We start from the raw sequence: 17,175 nt of genomic DNA, 5'->3' as shown, positions 1-17,175 counted from the left end.
ATTGCAATAAAATCTGTATTTTCGCATTCTTATTAGAAAAGACAGAAAATGAAAGCGAAATTTCCTGAATATAAAGGACTTGACTTACCGAAAGTAGCAGAAGAAATTCTTAACTATTGGGAAGAAAATAACATTTTTGAGAAAAGTGTAACTTCTAGAGAAAATGCAAAACCTTTTGTGTTTTTTGAAGGACCTCCTTCTGCAAACGGACTTCCAGGAGTTCATCATGTTTTAGCAAGAGCTATTAAAGATATTTTTCCGCGTTATAAAACCATGAAAGGTTACCAAGTAAAGCGTAAAGCAGGTTGGGATACGCATGGTTTGCCAATAGAATTGGGTGTTGAGAAAGAATTAGGAATTACCAAAGAAGATATTGGTAAAAAGATTTCTGTTGAAGATTATAACGCAGCGTGTAGAAAAGCAGTAATGCGTTATACAGATATTTGGAATGATCTAACAAATAAAATGGGGTATTGGGTAGATATGGATGATCCGTATATTACTTATGAACCAAAATATATGGAGTCTGTTTGGTGGTTGTTAAAACAGATTTATAACAAAGAGTTAATTTATAAAGGATATACAATTCAGCCATATTCGCCAAAAGCAGGTACTGGTTTAAGTTCTCACGAGTTAAATCAACCAGGTACTTACCAAGATGTAACCGATACTACAATTGTTGCACAATTTAAAGCAATAAATGAAACGTTACCAGATTTTTTACAAAACGAAGGAACTGTTTATTTTATAGCTTGGACAACAACTCCTTGGACATTGCCAAGTAATACAGCATTAACGGTTGGGCCAAAAATAGAATATGTTTTAGTTGATACTTTTAACCAATATACATTTGAACCTACCAAAGTAATTTTAGCTAAAAACCTAGTAGCTAAACAATTTGCAGGTAAAAATAATGTTCAATTAGAAACAGCAGAAGAATTATCAACCTATAATGCAGGTGATAAAAAAATACCTTATTACATTGTAAAAGAATTTGTTGGTAAAGATTTAGTAGGTATAAAATACGAACAATTATTAGATTATGTTTTACCAAACGATAATCCAGAAAACGCTTTTAGAGTGATTTCTGGAGATTTTGTTACTACAGAAGACGGAACAGGAATTGTACATACAGCACCAACTTTTGGAGCAGATGATGCAATGGTTTGTAAACAAGCAACACCAGAAATTCCGCCAATGTTGGTAAAAGATGAAAATGATAATTTAGTTCCTTTAGTAGATTTACAAGGTAAATTTAGACCAGAAGTTACTGAGTTTGCAGGTAAATATGTAAAGAATGAATATTATGATGATGGTGAAGCACCAGAAAAATCTGTAGATGTAGAAATTGCCATTAAACTTAAAACAGAAAATAAGGCTTTTAAAGTAGAAAAATACAAGCACAGTTATCCTAATTGTTGGCGTACTGATAAACCAATTTTATATTACCCATTAGATTCTTGGTTTATTAAAGTAACCGATGTAAAAGATAAAATGCATTCTTTAAACAAAACTATTAACTGGAAACCAGAATCTACAGGTACTGGGCGTTTTGGTAATTGGTTAGCAAATGCAAACGATTGGAATTTATCTCGTTCTCGTTATTGGGGAATTCCGTTACCAATCTGGAGAACAGAAGATGGTAAAGAAGAAATTTGTATAGGTTCTGTTAAAGAACTAAAAGAGCAAATGGCAAAAGCTGTAGAAGCAGGTGTTTTAGCAAAAGATATTTTCGAAGATTTTGAGGTGGATAACAACTCAGAAGAAAACTATGCAAAAATAGATTTGCACAAAAATATTGTTGATGAAATTACTTTAGTTTCATCTACAGGACAACCAATGAAACGGGAAAGCGATTTAATTGATGTTTGGTTCGATTCTGGTTCTATGCCTTATGCACAATGGCATTATCCGTTTGAAAACAAACAAAAAATTGATGGAAACGAATCTTTTCCAGCAGATTTTATTGCAGAAGGTGTAGATCAAACCAGAGGTTGGTTTTATACATTACATGCAATTGCAACCATGGTTTTTGATTCTGTTGCATATAAAAATGTAGTTTCTAACGGATTGGTTTTAGATAAAAACGGACATAAAATGTCTAAACGTTTAGGTAATGCTACAGATCCGTTTACAACATTATCAACTTATGGTGCAGATGCAACACGTTGGTACATGATTTCTAACGCAAACCCTTGGGACAATTTAAAATTCGATTTAGAAGGGATAGAAGAGGTAAAACGTAAATTCTTTGGTACTTTATATAATACCTATTCATTCTTTTCTTTATACACTAATTTAGATGGATTTGCTTACAAAGAAGCAGATGTTACTTTAGAAGAAAGACCAGAGATAGATCGTTGGATTTTATCAGAATTACATACTTTAATTGCAAAAGTTGATAAGTTTTACGAAGAATACGAGACAACAAGAGCAGCAAGAGCTATTTCTGATTTTACACAAGATCATTTAAGTAACTGGTATGTACGTTTAAGTAGAAGACGTTTTTGGAAAGGAGATTATCAAACAGATAAAATTTCTGCATATCAAACATTATACACTTGTATGATTACGATTGCAAAATTAGGTGCGCCAATTGCTCCGTTTTTTATGGATAAACTGTATCAAGACTTAAATGCTGTAACTGGTAAAGAAACATCAGAAAGTATACATTTATCAGATTTCCCTAAATATGACGAAAGTTTTGTAGACAAAAGCTTAGAGCGTAAAATGGAAAACGCCCAAATAATTTCTTCTTTAGTTTTATCATTAAGAGCAAAAGAAAAGATAAAAGTACGTCAGCCATTACAAAAAATTATGATTCCTGTTGATAGTGAGCAACAAAAGGAAGAAATTTTAGCAGTAGCAGATTTAATAAAGAATGAGGTTAATATTAAAGAAATTAATATTTTAGATGATGCTTCAGATATTTTAATCAAACAAATAAAACCTAACTTTAAAACATTAGGACCTAAGTTTGGTAAAGACATGCGTTTTATTGCAGCAGCAGTAAAAGAGTTTAATCAAGAAGATATTAACAAAATAGAAAAAGATAAAAACATTTCTGTTGACATTAATGGAAAAAATATTATTTTGGAGCTCTCAGATGTAGAGATATCATCTAAGGATATAGAGGGTTGGTTAGTTGCAAATGAAGGCGCGTTAACAGTTGCTTTAGATGTTACTATAACAGAAGATTTACGTAAAGAAGGTATTGCCAGAGAGTTGGTAAACAGAATACAAAATGCACGTAAAGACACAGGTTTAGAGGTAACAGATAAAATAAAATTAACGGTTTTAAATTTTGAAAACTTACAACAATCAATTACAGATAATAAAGGCTACATAATGAGTGAAACTTTAACCAAAGAATTGGTTTTTGTGGATGAGTTAAAAAATGGTACAGATATTGAATTCGATACTGTAAAAAGTAAAATTTTAATTGAAAAATTGTAATATTTATGTCAGAAGTAAAATTAAGATACTCAGAACAAGACTTACAGGAGTTTAAGGCTATCATAGAGAAAAAGAAAGCAAGAGCAGAACAAGATTTAGCGGCATTAAAGGATGCTTATAAAAATGATTCTGACAATGGAACAAATGACACATCTTCATCTTTTAAATCTTTTGATGAAGGGTCTGAAGTAATGAACAAAGAAAAAAATGTACAATTAGCTATCAGACAAGAAAAATTTATAAGAGATCTTAAAAATGCATTATTAAGAATAGAGAATAAAACGTACGGAGTTTGTAGAGTTACAGGTAAATTAATACAAAAAGAACGTTTAAGATTAGTACCTCATGCAACTTTAAGCATAGAGGCTAAGAGAAAGCAATAATAAAACAGATAATTAAAACTAAAGCTTCTTATTAAGGAGCTTTTTTTTATGAAAAAAATAATTTTTCCATTAATAATTTTTATGTCTACTGTGATTTTTTCGCAAAAAAAAATTGTAGAAAAAATTGAAATAGAAGTAGATGAAATAAATATTGATGCTAGTGGATTAGATAATTTAATTATAGAAAACTCTAACTCTGGTTTTTTAGAAGTATACTTACAAGCAGAAAGTTATGATAGTCAGTATGTAGATTTAACAGAAAATAAATCTTCAGTAGATATTAAGTTTAATTTTGAAGGAACAGAAACAAGAGAAATTATTTTTAGAAAGTTTATTACTAAAAGACTGCAAAGGGCAGATGCTGTTGTTAAAATTCCTGTAGAAAAAAAAGTAAATATTTTTGGAGAAAATGTATTTGTAGAGGCTAAGAGTGTTAAAAATGATTTGTCTGTATATATAGAAAACGGAATTGTAAAACTTAATAAAATACAATCAAACATACTTCTTAAATTATATTCTGGTAATGTTTATGCATCTATAAATAATAGTAGTGTTGATGTAACTTCTAATAATGGAAAAATAAAAGTTGATACTACTTTATATCAGAAAAAATATCAAAAAGAAATATTAGATAATAATAATAAACTTAATGTGGTAAGCATAAGAGCTAATATTTATTTAACCACCAAATAACCATAATTTTATTATTATTTTTGTGAACTCAAATTTTAAAAAATGTCAAAAAAAAATATTGCAATTCTTACTATTGTATTAGCAATTATTCTAGATCAAGTAATTAAGATTTATGTAAAAACCAACTTTATTTTAGGTGAAGAAGTTGTTGTTTTTGATTGGTTTAAAATTCATTTTGTAGAAAATAACGGAATGGCAATGGGTTTTGAGTTTGGTGGTAAAATTGGTAAGCTTTTTTTAACGCTATTTAGATTGGTTGCAGTTACAGGTATTATCTATTGGCTGTCTCAAAATATTAAAAGAAAAGTACACAACGGTGTTATTATTGCTATAGCATTAATTTTTGCAGGTGCTGTTGGTAATATAATAGATTCTGTGTTTTATGGAGTTATTTTTGATAATCCTAATAATGCAGTTGCTACGCTTTTTGCAGAAAACCCTTACGGAACCATTTTTCATGGTAGAGTAGTTGATATGTTTTACTTTCCTTTATGGGAAGGTGTTTTACCAAGTTGGATTCCTGTTGTTGGAGGAGAATTTTATACTTTTTTTCAATATATATTCAATCCTGCAGATGCTTTTATTAGTGTTGGTGTTGCATTATTGTTTATTTTTAGTAAACAAGCTTTTCCTAAAGAGGTAGAAAAAAAATAAAGGACTCTTTAACAATTATATAGCTTTTTTGTTAAAAGTTAAATTGCTTCTAAAAAAAATAAGGTTATCTAATAAATAGATAACCTTTTTTACTTTTTTTTAACAAATATATTTTCCCCCTATATTTGTTTTGTAAAGTGAGATTTATACTTAGCAAATATAATTAAAGTTAAGCAATAAAGCTAAGTAATTATACTTATTTTTTAACAAATAATTAATTTTTTATAAAATAAAATAGAATATATCTTGTTTTAGATAAAATGAATTTCTATTTAGATTCTAGAAATTTAAAAAACTGTATTTTCGTTCTATGTCTACACCTTTAGAAATTCAAATAAAAACCTTACCAAATGAACCCGGAGTTTATCAATATTTTGATAAAGAAGATGTAATAATTTATGTTGGTAAAGCTAAGAATTTAAAAAAAAGAGTAGCTTCTTATTTTAATAAAGTTCACGATAACGGTAAAACTAGAGTACTTGTAAAAAAGATTGTACGTATTAAACATATTGTTGTTAATACAGAAACAGACGCTCTTTTATTAGAAAATAACTTAATAAAAAAGTACAAGCCGCGTTATAATGTTTTATTAAAAGATGATAAAAGTTATCCTTGGTTGTGTATAAAAAAAGAACGTTTTCCAAGAGTTTTTATGACACGTAGAGTTATAAAAGATGGCTCTGAATACTTTGGGCCCTATACTTCTGTAAAAACAGTTAGAATTCTGTTAGATTTAATTAAAGAACTTTATCCTTTAAGAACTTGTAATTACGATTTAAGTCGTAAAAATATTAACGAAGGCAAGTATAAAGTTTGTTTAGAATATCATTTAAAAAATTGTAAAGGTCCTTGCGAAGGTTTAGAAACAGAACAGTTATACAACGATTCTATTAAAGAAATTAGAAATATAATTAAAGGAAACTTTAAAGAAAGTTTAGAGAAGTTTCAAAAAATGATGATGTCTTTCGCTGAAAAAATGGAATTTGAAGAAGCGCAAAAGATTAAAGAAAAACTAAGTTTATTAAGTAATTACCAAGCAAAATCTACTATTATAAATCCATCTATAAATAATGTAGATGTTTTTTCTATTATTTCTGATGAAACTCACGGTTATGCAAATTTTTTAAAGATTTCTAATGGATCTATCATTCAATCTCATACAACAGAAATAAAAAAGAAATTAGATGAAACCGATAAAGAATTGTTAGAACTCTTTATTGTAGAAATAAGACAGCGTTTCGAGTCTCAATCACCAGAAATTTACGTGCCTTTTAAAGTAGATTTAGGAGAAAGTGTAAAAGTTACCATCCCTAAATTAGGAGATAAAAAACGAATTGTAGAATTATCAGAAAGAAATGCAAAATACTACAGACAAGAACAATTTAAGCAAATTAAAATTGTTGATCCTGATAGGCATGTAAAAAGGTTAATGGCACAAATGAAAAAAGATTTGCGTTTGCATGAAGAACCAAGACATATAGAATGTTTTGATAATTCTAACATACAAGGTACAAATCCGGTGGCAGCTTGTGTAGTTTTTAAAGACGGAAAACCAAGTAAAAAAGATTACAGACATTATAATATAAAAACGGTAGAAGGGCCAGATGATTTTGCTTCTATGGAAGAGGTTGTTTATAGAAGGTATAAGCGCTTGTTAGAAGAAGACCAACCTTTACCACAATTAATTATTATTGATGGAGGTAAAGGGCAACTTTCATCTGCATTAAAAAGTTTAGATATTTTAGGTTTAAGAGGTAAAATTGCCATTATTGGTATAGCAAAACGTTTAGAAGAAATTTATTATCCAGGAGACCCAGTGCCATTATATTTAGATAAGAAATCTGAAACTTTAAAGATTACACAGTATTTAAGAAATGAAGCACATAGGTTTGGTATTACATTTCATAGAAATAAACGTAGTAAAAGCACAATACAATCAGAATTAGAACAAATTCCGGATATTGGTAAGCAAACAATTACAACTTTATTACGTAAATTTAAATCGGCCAAACGTGTAAAAGAAGCTTCTTTTCAAGATTTAAAGGATGTCATTGGTAATGCTAGAGCTTTAAAAGTGTATAATTATTTTGAGACCGTAAAAAAATGAAAAAATATATAATTGCCTTTTTTTTGTTATTTACAATTGTTTTCCATAGTCAAGAAAAACAACCAAAAATAGGATTAGTATTAAGTGGTGGTGGTGCAAAAGGATTTGCATACGTAGGGATTTTAAAAGAGATAGATAAAGCAGGTTTACAATTAGACTATATTGGTGGTACAAGTATGGGGGCAATTGTTGGTGGTTTGTATGCAATTGGTTATTCTGGTGAGCAAATAGAGAAAATTATCTTAGAAACAGACTTTATACCTTTATTGCAAGATAAACTGCCTAGAAAAGCAGAACCTTTTTTTGAGAAAGAATTCGGAGAAAGAACCATATTAACTTTACCTATAAGTGAAGGTAATATTGGTTTGCCAAGAGCAGTTTCTAAAGGTCAGAATATTTTAAACTTATTAATAGAGCTTTTATCTTCTGTAGAAGGTATTTCTGATTTTAGAAAATTACCAATTCCTTTTTTTTGTATTGCTACTGATGTTGAAAACGGAAATCAGATTTTGTTAGAAAAAGGTTCTTTGCCTCTGGCGTTAAGAGCTAGTGGTTCTTTTCCTACGTTGTTAAACCCTGTTGCTTTAGATGATAAGCTTTTGGTAGATGGTGGTCTTGCAAACAATTTTCCGATAAGTATAATGAAAGCTAAAGGGATAGATTTAGTAATTGGTGTTGATGTGGAAGGCAAATTAAATAAAAAAGATAAATTAAATTCTGCAGTAGATATTTTAAGTCAACTTGTTAATTATCAAATGTATAATAAAACAGATCAAGAAAAAAAGAATATAGATATTTATATTCATCCAGACACATATGGTTTTGGTGTTGTAGATTTTGATAAAAAAGAAGAAATTTTAGAAAAAGGAACTATTGAAGGAGCAAAATTTAGCGATGTTTTTAAAAAATTAGCTGCAAATCAAAAAAATAAAAAAGAAAGAAAGAAGTTATTTTTTGATGATAAAAAGTATTTAATTTCAGAGATAGATTTAAATGGTTCTTACAGTTATACTCGTGCTTTTGTTTTAGGTAAAATAAATATTAAAGAAGGAGATACGCTTTCTAGAAAAGAAATAACACAAAAGATTTATCAACTATCATCAACCAAAAATTACGATAGAATAGAATACAGTTTACATCAAAAAAAAGATAGTACTTATAAGATTAATTTTCTTTTAAAAGAATCTTTAGAAAACGCAAATTTAAAATTAGGGTTTCATTTTGATAATCTTTATAAGACAGGTGTATTAGCTAATTATAATCAGAAACATTTATTAATTAATAATGATATGTTTTCTCTAGATCTAATTTTAGGAGACAATTTAAGGTATAATTTAAACTATTTTGTAGATAACGGATTTTATACAAGTTACGGGTTAACATCTAGGTACAATCATTTTTCAACCAACTCTAGATTTAATATACTACCAGAAGAATATCCTAACATAAGTAGAATTAATTTAAAATATACAGACATTACAAATCAGTTTTTTTTACAAACAACTTTTAATAGAAAATTTGCTATTGGTTTGGGCTTAGAACACAAATATTTAAAAGCAACTACAGAAACAATTTCTATATCTAATGAAGAAGAAACAATTTTTGATAATAGTAACTATTTAAATAGTTATGGTTATATAAAATTAGATACTTACGATAAAAAATATTTTCCTACAAAAGGATATTTTGCAGATTTTAATTTTAAATGGTACATGAGTTCATCTGATTATAATGATAATTTTATAAGTTTTGCTCAAGCAAAAGGTACATTTGGTTTTGCAAAATCTTATAAAGACAAATTAACTTTAAAGGTAACTAACGAAGCAGGTTTTACTTTAAGGGAAGTAAATTCTGATTTTTTTGATTTTTATTTAGGTGGTTACAATAAGAATTTTATAAATAATTTTTATTCTTTTTACGGGTATGAAATGGCAGATCTTTCTAACGATTCTTTTATAAAAACCGAACTTAATTTAAGTTATGCTTTTAATAGTAATAGTTATGTGTCTTTTATAGCTAATTATGCTAAGTTAGATGATAATGTTTTTAGAAACCTAAAGTTGTTTAATGAGCTTAAGTCTGGTTATGCAGTTGGTTATAGTTATAACAGTTTCTTTGGTCCTATAGAATTAAAGTATAGTTGGTCTCCAGATAATAGAGAAAGATATTGGTTATTTAATTTTGGTTTTTGGTTTTAAAAAAAAACCAGTAAAGAATAACCTTACTGGATTTTTTTTAAGATATTTATTAGTATTTTATTTAATCAGTTTTTTTGTTTTTTGTACTTAAATGAAACTCTTCGTAGGTTTCTAATAAGTTCATTAATGCCTTAATTAAATCTTTTGTTTCTAAAAGTAAGCTAAAGTATAAAGTAGTATTTTTAGGACTTGTTTCATCTGTTCTAATTCTTGCTACTTGTTTTTCTATAGATTTAGACACGTCTTTTAACAATAATGTTTTTTCTATAATTAGGCCATTAAGATTATCTAGTTGTCTTTTTTCAAAAATTAAAGCTTCTTTAGTTAATAAAGTAGTTAATTGAGCATCTATTTCATTTAAGTCATTTATTTGAGCTTTCTTTAAGTTTTTATGATTGTTGTTTACGTGCTTGTAACTTGCTCTAGAAATATAACTTATAGATTGAGCAACATCTTGTAAGTAACCTAAAACTAAAATATAAAATCTACTCGCTTGTACAGAAGTTTCATCTAAAGATTTTATAAAGTAGAAAACGCCATCTTTTAAACTATCTATTTCTTCATTAAGTTTAGCAACATGTTTGTCTGTTTTGCGTAACTTATTTAAATCATGATTGCCTAGATCATTTACAACATTAGTATATAATTTATTTACTCTTGCTATTACACTAGAAATATGATCTGCACTTTCTTCTATAACACCATTAATGGTAATTAATTCTGACCTCTCAATATATTCTTGTTTTTTAACTTCTTTAGATTTTTTTCTATAAATTAAAGAATTTCTAATTATTAAAAATGCAACAAGAGCTAATAGAATAGGAATCATAATCATGTCCCAACTAATTAAGTATGCTACTAATGCAGAAGCTAAAAAGGCAACAATTGCTGTTAAAAACCAACCACCAATAACATTAATTACACCTGCTACCCTATAAACAGCACTTTCTCTTCCCCAAGCTCTATCTGCTAAAGATGTACCCATTGCTACCATAAAAGTTACATAGGTTGTAGATAAAGGTAATTTCATAGATGTTGCAATAGATATTAAAATACCTGCTACAATAAGGTTAACAGAAGCCCTTACTAAATCAAAAGCAGGTAATTCATAAGTTTTATCTTTTGGTAACTCTATAATAGGTTTTTGAAATTTAGAATCAATAAAAGTTAATGTTGTTTTAGGGATTACATAACTTATACCAACATTAATGCCCATAGCAATTCTAACAAAAATTCTTGATAATGTGTTTGGTTGAAACTTTTCATGACCCTCTCCTTGGCGAGATAAATCGATACCAGTTTTTATAACATTTTGTGCCTTACTAGAAGTCCATAAAGTAATAACCATAATTGCACCAGCTAATAACAATAATAACATATTAGAAGGTACTTTTTCTGCTAAAATTCCCATAGAAAAAGCATCGGGTTCAATACCAGAGCTAACCCAAGATTGGTAAGAGTTCCAAGCGGCAATAGGTACACCTACAAAATTTACTAAGTCGTTACCAGAAAAAGCCATTGCTAAAGAAAAAGTACCAACACCAATAATTAGTTTTAAAATATTAATTTTAAATAATTTAATTAAAAGTTGTGATATAATAGACCAGGCAATAAAACTACCAACAATAATCATTAGAGTATTACCTTCTATTAAATGTTCTAGGTCTTTGTAAAAAGGTGTTCCTTTAAGACCTTTAATGATAATAAAATAAGTAATTGCGGTTATAGCAAAACCACCAAAAACCGCACTAATATATGTAGGTCTTTTTTCAAAATTGAATGAAAATATTACTCTAGAAATAAATTGTACTAAAGCTCCAACAGAAAAAGCGACAACTACAGATAATAAAATACCAAAAATTATTACTGTTGCAGTTTCATGGTTTATATAGCTCCAGAGATCAGAAAATGATTGTCCTTCATTAGCAGCAATTTTAATTAATGATATACTAACAGCTGCACCAAGAAGCTCAAATACAATAGAAACAGTAGTTGATGTAGGCATTCCAATAGAGTTAAAAATATCTAATAGTAAAATGTCTGTAATCATTACGGCCATAAAAATGAACATAATGTCTTGAAACATAAACATGTTTGGGTTAAAGATACCTTTTCTAGCCACTTCCATCATTCCGCTAGAGGTAACTGCGCCAAAGAACACACCTATACTGGCTATAAGCATTATGTTTCTTACTGATATTGCTTTAGAGCCAATAGCTGAATTTAAGAAATTAACAGCGTCATTACTTACTCCAACAATTAAATCTACAATAGCTAAAATAGCTAAAGCAATAAGCATCAAAATATATGGATCTCCCATTTTTATATATTGTTTTAGGTTTGCAAATCTACAAACACAAAAAAAATTGTATGTTATGTTTATGTTATATAATTAGCTATTAAAGCAATTTAGTAAACTATAAATTCCCTATTATAATAACCATTATTTTGATAGATGACAGACAAATTTTTTTCTTCATTTTTTTAAGAAAAAATGGTAGATTTTTAATTGATGAAAGGTATTAAGAATTGCTTTAATTTAGAAAAAATAATTTTTAAAATTAATTAAAGGTTAAATTTTTTTTCACAGTTAACATTAAGTTAACGTTTAAGTAATGTAAGTGTAATTTAAAACTAACATATAGTTTACAGTTTGGGTAGACTTTTGCTGCAAGAAATTATATATTCAAAATGAAGAAAATTTTATTTATTACTCTGTTAACTTTATGTCAGTTTATCTATGCTCAAGATAAAGGAACTTTAAAAGGTTTGTTAACGGATAAAGAAACTAATAATGAGCCATTGCCTTTTGCAAATGTTCTTATTAAAGGTACAGCTATTGGTGTAACAACAGATTTTGATGGTAATTATACGCTTAGTGTGCCTACTGGTACACATATTGTAGTTTTTAGTTTTTTAGGTTATAAAACAATAGAAAAAACAGTAACCATTAAAGCGGGAGAAACTGTAGTTGTAAATCAAATAATGTCTGCAGCAGAAGGGGTTTCTTTAGATGAGGTTGTTGTAAAATCATCTGCAAATAAAGAATCTGCAAGTGCACTGTTATTAGAACAAAAGAAAGCAACTGTAATTAAAGAAAGTATTGGGGCTCAAACTTTATCTAAAATAGGGGTTTCAGATGCAGCAACAGCAACAACTAAAATTTCTGGAGTTACTAAGAGTCAGGGTACAGGAGATATTTTTATTAGAGGTTTAGGAGATAGATATTTATCTACAACAATGAATGGCTTGCCAATACCTTCTGATGATGTTGAAAGAAAAAATATTAATTTAAGTCTTTTTTCTACAGATGTTATTAAAAATGTTGGTATTAGTAAAACATATGCTACATCGGGTTATTCAGATCAAGCTTCTGGTAATGTAGATGTTATAACTAAAGATTATACTAAAGAAAACTACTCTGTAGGCGTTTCTGGAGGTGCTAATACAAGTGTATTGGCTTATGAAGGAGATTTTAGAACAACAATAATAAGTAATGATATAAATTTTGGTTTTCATAAAAAACAATATGCTTTACAAGATTTAATAACATACCAAGGTTGGGATACAGAAGTTTTATCTGCACAGCCTATAAATTATAGTGGATCTTTATCAGCAGCTAAAAAGTTTGAAATTTTTAGTAAAGATTTGTCATTTTACACAACAATTTCTCACTCTAAATCTTTTGAATATTTTTCTGGAGAGTTTCAAAGCTTCAGACAGAATCGTAATGATACTTCTTTCGATGAAGTGGAAAGTTTTACAACTAAAACAAACACTAGTGGATATTTAAATTTTAAATTAAAATTAGATGATAATAATAGTGTAAAATTTAATACATTATTTGTAAATAAAGGTTCTAATAACTTGTATGAGCAGGGTAGAAATGGTTTAGGATTTGTTTATGATCAAGACCCTCAAGAAGAAGGAGCTTTTATTAGAGATCAAAATTTTAAACAAACTACAATGTTTGTTAATCAATTAATGGGAGAGCATAATTTAAACGATAACAATACTTTAAGTTGGGCAGGTGGTTATAATTATGTTTTAGCAGAAGAACCAAATAGAATTAGAAATGAGGTTAATATTTTAGATGTTGAGTCATCTTCTCTAATACAATATGCGCACGTTGGTGATTATCAACAAAGAAAATCTACACAAGAAATTGAAGATATAGAGCTTAATGGTTTTATTAAAAATAATTGGACATTTGGTGCACTTAATGAGGATGGGGATAAACCTTTTGCGCTTAATTATGGAGTAAATTATAGAAGAAAAGAAAGAGAATTTTATTCACAACAAATAGGTGTTTTAGCAAGAAACTTTACAGCACCTTCTGTAGATGAATTATCTACAACTTTTACGCAATCAAATTTAAATAACGGTTTAAATCTTAGAGTTGGTCAGGCAGATCTTTTTACGGGAGAACTTAATGTGTTGGCTGCTTTTACAGATTTTAATTTTATATTAAATCCAAAACTTTCTGGTAATTTAGGTTTACGTTTTGAGATAGATGAAATTAATGTATCTTGGGATGTAGCTAATTATGTGGGTAGAATAGGTAATACAAGTAAAACTTATGAAAATCTTTTTCCAAGCCTTAATTTAAAATATGAAGTTGCAGAAAATCAATATTTACGTTTTGCAACAAGTCTTACACAAACGTTACCAGAGTTTAAAGAATTGTCTCCTTTTGAGTATGTTTCACCAACAGGTCGTGTATCAAAAGGTAATCCAGAGTTAGAAAAATCGGATGTTATTAATGTTGATTTAAAATGGGAGTTTTTTCCAAGTAGAGGAGAAGTTTTTTCTTTAACTGGTTTTTATAAGAGCATAAAAAACCCAATTAACTTAGCGCAATCAAGAGGATCATCAGGTAACTTTATTTTTTACAATACAGGAGATAAAGCAACAGTAAAAGGGTTAGAGTTTGAAACAAAAACAAGTTTTATTAAGAATGAAGAAGATGATACTGTATTAGGTTTTACAGCAAACTTAACAAAGATGTGGTTTAATCAAGATTTATACGATATTTTTCAATATAAAGGTAAAACAGAATCAGATTTACAAGGTGCTTCAGATTTAATTGTAAATGGTAGCTTAAGTTATAGTAGTAATAAAGAAAATGAATTTTCGGCAACTCTAACAGGTAATTATTCATCAGATAAAGTTTTTGCACTAGGTTCTCCAGAAGATTTTGTTAGTAGTGCTACTCTTTATAATGATGAAATTATAGAAAAAGGTTTTGTTTCTTTAGATTTAGTTTTAAGCAAAGAGTTAAATGAACATCTAACTGTTAAATTTATAGGAAGAAATTTATTGAATCCAGATATTAAGCAAACACAGTTAGTAAATTACTTAAATGCAGAAGAGGTTAACGAAGTTGTTTCGAACTATAAACAAGGTGTTCAATTGAGTTTAGGAATTAAATATACTTTTTAAGAAAAAGAACTTTTAGTACACATAAAAAAAACCTAGAAATTTATTTCTAGGTTTTTTCATATATGGTTCTTTTTTTAAAAAAATAACAAGTTAACAATTAGTTAACAAACATGTTTTTATCTAACATATAATTAATATTTAGTTAAGGTTATTTAAAAGCTTTGGTGGTTTCTTTGTGCAAACAATAATAACAATACAAAATAAAAAATGAAAAGATCAATTTTAAATAATTTAGGTTTCGTAGCGTTAGCTGTCGCTATGTTTTTTACAAGTTGTAAAAGCGACGATCCAATAGTTATACCTACTTCTGATGTTCAGCAAAACTTAGAATCAGGTATTTTAAATGGTACATTAGATGTAGATTATACATTAGACTCTAGTGTTTCTTATCAATTAACATCTTCTTTTATTGTACCAGAAGGTTACACTTTTACAATACCTGCTGGAACTAAAATTGAAGCAACAGAAGGAGGAACAGATGTTTATATAGCCGTTTTACAAGGTGGTACGATTAATATTAATGGAACAGAATCAAGCCCTGTAGTAATTTCTACTGCTTCTGGAGAAGCTAATGGATGGGGAGGTTTAACTATCTGTGGTTATGCTACTACTAGTGCAGGTATTGATGCTGAAGCTGAAGTAGGAGGTTTTATTTATGGAGGTACAGATGATACAGATAGCTCTGGATCTATTTCTTATTTACAAATTGCTGGTACTGGAGCTCAAATTAATTCAGAGTCTCAATATAACGGAATTTCTTTTTATTCTGTAGGTTCTGGTACATCTGTAAGTAATGTTGCTGTACTTAATGGTGCAGACGATGGTGTTGAGTTTTTTGGAGGTGCAGTTTCTATAACTAATTTATATATAGAAAACACTCAAGACGATGCTATAGACTGGACAGAAGAGTGGAGTGGTAACGTAACTAACGCTTTTATTTCTCATACAGAAGCTGGTTTTTCTACTGTTTTTGAAGGAGATAAAGCTAACGGAAACCCTACTTTTGATAATATTACAGCAGTTTCTACAGTTGGTGGTACTGCATTACAATTTAAAGCAACTTCTGGTGGTACAATTTCTGGACTTTCTTTAGTTGGTTATGATGTTGATTTAGATATGAAAGATGGTGGAGATGTAACTAACGTTACTTTTACTGACGGTTATACTCCAGTAGCATTAAATGAAGATATGGAAGCAGATGGATATTTCTATTCTTTAAGTACTTCTGCCATTGCAACTGTAACTGCAGATGATTTCCCTTGGGTTTCTACAGATATTTCTTTTGATACTAATTTATTACAAGGAGCTGTTACAGGAGATGTAACATTAGATGCTTCTGTTGCATATACTTTAAGTTCTTCTTACATCGTTCAAGATGGTGGTAAATTAACAATACCTGCAGGAACTAAAATTACTGCTAGAGATGGTGGTACAGGAGTTTATATAGCAGTTTTACAAGGTGGAGAAATAGATATACAAGGTACTGCAGATAATCCAGTAGTAATGTCTTCTGCTTCAGGTGAGCCTGGAGATTGGGGAGGTCTTACTTTATGTGGTTATGCTACAACTAGTGCAGGTGTTGATGCTGAAGCTGAAATAGGAGGTTTTATCTATGGAGGAACTGATGATGCAGATAGCTCTGGTTCTATTAAGTATTTAGTAATTAAAGGTACAGGTGCTCAAATTAACTCAGAATCTCAATACAATGGTGTGTCTTTTTATGCTGTTGGGTCTGGGACTACTGTTGAAAATGTTTCTGTAATTAATGGAGATGATGATGGGGTTGAGTTTTTTGGTGGTACTGTTGCGGTTTCTAATTTATATTTAGAAAATAATAGTGATGATGCAATAGACTGGACAGAGTCTTGGTCTGGTTCAGTAACAAATGCATATATTTCTCATACTGTTGCAGGTTTTTCTACTGCTTTTGAAGGAGATAAAGCTAATGCAAACCCTTCTTTTACTAATATAACTGCTATTTCTACACAAGGAGGTACAGCTTTACAATTTAAAGCAACTTCAGGAGGTACTATTACAAATTTATATTTAGAAGGTTATGAAACTAACATTGATATGAAAGATGATGGACCATTAAGTAATGTACTTATCGATGGTGTTGCTGCAACACTTACAGGAGTATATAACACAGGTACACAAGTAGATGTTTCTGGATGGACTTGGATTAACGCAGGTTTATAATTAGATACAGTTATAAAAATACATAAATAAAAAAGCAGGCTTT

Annotated in this window: 9 protein-coding genes; 8 read left to right on the top strand and 1 reads right to left on the bottom strand. The window is 28.9% G+C overall.

The annotated features are described in order from the left end of the window. Positions 1-48: 48 nt before the first annotated feature. From ileS to KI686_RS00645, 6 genes are all read left to right on the top strand, one after another. Positions 49-3,456 carry an isoleucine--tRNA ligase gene (ileS, locus tag KI686_RS00670; protein WP_237587299.1) on the top strand — a complete coding sequence of 1,136 codons (3,408 nt, stop codon included), beginning with the start codon at positions 49-51 and terminating at the stop codon, positions 3,454-3,456. Between the two features lie 5 nt (positions 3,457-3,461). Beyond that, positions 3,462-3,839, top strand: coding sequence for a TraR/DksA family transcriptional regulator (locus KI686_RS00665; protein ID WP_237587298.1), 378 nt, complete (start codon positions 3,462-3,464; stop codon positions 3,837-3,839). A 48-nt stretch (positions 3,840-3,887) separates the two neighbouring features. After that, positions 3,888-4,532: a hypothetical protein gene (locus KI686_RS00660; protein WP_237587297.1), complete on the top strand. Its 645-nt coding sequence runs from the start codon at positions 3,888-3,890 to the stop codon at positions 4,530-4,532. 42 nt (positions 4,533-4,574) lie between these two features. Beyond that, positions 4,575-5,186, top strand: coding sequence for a lipoprotein signal peptidase (locus KI686_RS00655; RefSeq protein ID WP_237587296.1), 612 nt, complete (start codon positions 4,575-4,577; stop codon positions 5,184-5,186). Positions 5,187-5,496: 310 nt separating this feature from the next. Then, positions 5,497-7,293, top strand: a complete 1,797-nt coding sequence (uvrC, locus tag KI686_RS00650; RefSeq protein ID WP_237587295.1) for an excinuclease ABC subunit UvrC — start codon at positions 5,497-5,499, stop codon at positions 7,291-7,293. Then, positions 7,290-9,491 (top strand): patatin-like phospholipase family protein, encoded by a 2,202-nt coding sequence (locus tag KI686_RS00645; RefSeq protein WP_237587294.1) that lies wholly within the window; start codon positions 7,290-7,292, stop codon positions 9,489-9,491. The genes uvrC and KI686_RS00645 overlap by 4 nt, the downstream gene beginning before the upstream one ends. A gap of 61 nt (positions 9,492-9,552) precedes the next feature. Here the strand turns inward: KI686_RS00645 and KI686_RS00640 are convergent, their stop codons facing one another. Beyond that, positions 9,553-11,811, bottom strand: coding sequence for an inorganic phosphate transporter (locus tag KI686_RS00640; RefSeq protein ID WP_237587293.1), 2,259 nt, complete (start codon positions 11,809-11,811; stop codon positions 9,553-9,555). Positions 11,812-12,182: 371 nt separating this feature from the next. Between KI686_RS00640 and KI686_RS00635 the strand changes: the two genes are divergently transcribed. Together KI686_RS00635 and KI686_RS00630 are read left to right on the top strand one after the other, a co-directional pair. Further along, positions 12,183-14,933: a TonB-dependent receptor gene (locus tag KI686_RS00635; protein WP_237587292.1), complete on the top strand. Its 2,751-nt coding sequence runs from the start codon at positions 12,183-12,185 to the stop codon at positions 14,931-14,933. A 207-nt stretch (positions 14,934-15,140) separates the two neighbouring features. Beyond that, positions 15,141-17,132, top strand: a complete 1,992-nt coding sequence (locus KI686_RS00630; RefSeq protein ID WP_237587291.1) for a beta-helix domain-containing protein — start codon at positions 15,141-15,143, stop codon at positions 17,130-17,132. Positions 17,133-17,175: the final 43 nt, after the last annotated feature.

The sequence above is a fragment of the Polaribacter sargassicola genome, assembly GCF_021991835.1.
GTDB classification, from domain to species: Bacteria; Bacteroidota; Bacteroidia; order Flavobacteriales; family Flavobacteriaceae; genus Polaribacter; species Polaribacter sargassicola.
This window is presented reverse-complemented; position numbering and strand designations above follow the sequence as displayed.

Bases quoted from the DNA above. Each gene is read 5' to 3' on its own strand.
- ileS (WP_237587299.1), top strand. From the start codon at position 49: ATGAAAGCGAAATTTCCTGAATATAAAGGACTTGACTTACCGAAAGTA.
- KI686_RS00665 (WP_237587298.1), top strand. From the start codon at position 3,462: ATGTCAGAAGTAAAATTAAGATACTCAGAACAAGACTTACAGGAGTTT.
- KI686_RS00660 (WP_237587297.1), top strand. From the start codon at position 3,888: ATGAAAAAAATAATTTTTCCATTAATAATTTTTATGTCTACTGTGATT.
- KI686_RS00655 (WP_237587296.1), top strand. From the start codon at position 4,575: ATGTCAAAAAAAAATATTGCAATTCTTACTATTGTATTAGCAATTATT.
- uvrC (WP_237587295.1), top strand. From the start codon at position 5,497: ATGTCTACACCTTTAGAAATTCAAATAAAAACCTTACCAAATGAACCC.
- KI686_RS00645 (WP_237587294.1), top strand. From the start codon at position 7,290: ATGAAAAAATATATAATTGCCTTTTTTTTGTTATTTACAATTGTTTTC.
- KI686_RS00640 (WP_237587293.1), bottom strand. From the start codon at position 11,811: ATGGGAGATCCATATATTTTGATGCTTATTGCTTTAGCTATTTTAGCT.
- KI686_RS00635 (WP_237587292.1), top strand. From the start codon at position 12,183: ATGAAGAAAATTTTATTTATTACTCTGTTAACTTTATGTCAGTTTATC.
- KI686_RS00630 (WP_237587291.1), top strand. From the start codon at position 15,141: ATGAAAAGATCAATTTTAAATAATTTAGGTTTCGTAGCGTTAGCTGTC.